We start from the raw sequence: 575 nt of genomic DNA on the forward strand, positions 1-575 counted from the left end.
GAAGTTGAAATCGTTGGTATCAAAGAAACAACGAAAACAACAGTAACTGGTGTTGAAATGTTCCGTAAATTGTTAGACGAAGGTCGTGCAGGAGAGAACATTGGTGCATTATTACGTGGTACAAAACGTGAAGAAATCGAACGTGGTCAAGTATTAGCGAAACCAGGTTCAATCACGCCACACACAGACTTTGAATCAGAAGTTTACGTATTATCAAAAGAAGAAGGTGGTCGTCATACTCCATTCTTCAAAGGTTACCGTCCACAGTTCTACTTCCGTACAACAGACGTAACTGGTACTATCGAATTACCAGAAGGTGTTGAGATGGTAATGCCAGGCGATAACATCAAAATGACAGTAAGCTTAATTCACCCAATCGCAATGGACCAAGGTTTACGTTTTGCGATTCGTGAAGGTGGTCGTACAGTAGGTGCTGGTGTTGTTGCTAAAATTATCAAATAATAGCAAACTCCTATTTGTATAGGTTTTGATAAAAAGGGATCTTATAGATCCCTTTTTCATTGATACCAAAAATCACAACTAATTGATATTTTTTGATAGGCAATAAAATAAGA

The 575-nt window shown here is 37.9% G+C and carries 1 protein-coding gene; it reads left to right on the forward strand.

From position 1 onward, the window contains the following. On the forward strand, positions 1-462 hold a 462-nt coding region (locus EII42_RS12200; protein ID WP_255416266.1), incomplete at its 5' end, for an EF-Tu/IF-2/RF-3 family GTPase. Positions 463-575 lie beyond the last annotated feature (113 nt).

Source organism: Tessaracoccus sp. OH4464_COT-324, from assembly GCF_003932855.1.
Taxonomy (GTDB): domain Bacteria; phylum Actinomycetota; class Actinomycetes; order Propionibacteriales; family Propionibacteriaceae; genus Arachnia.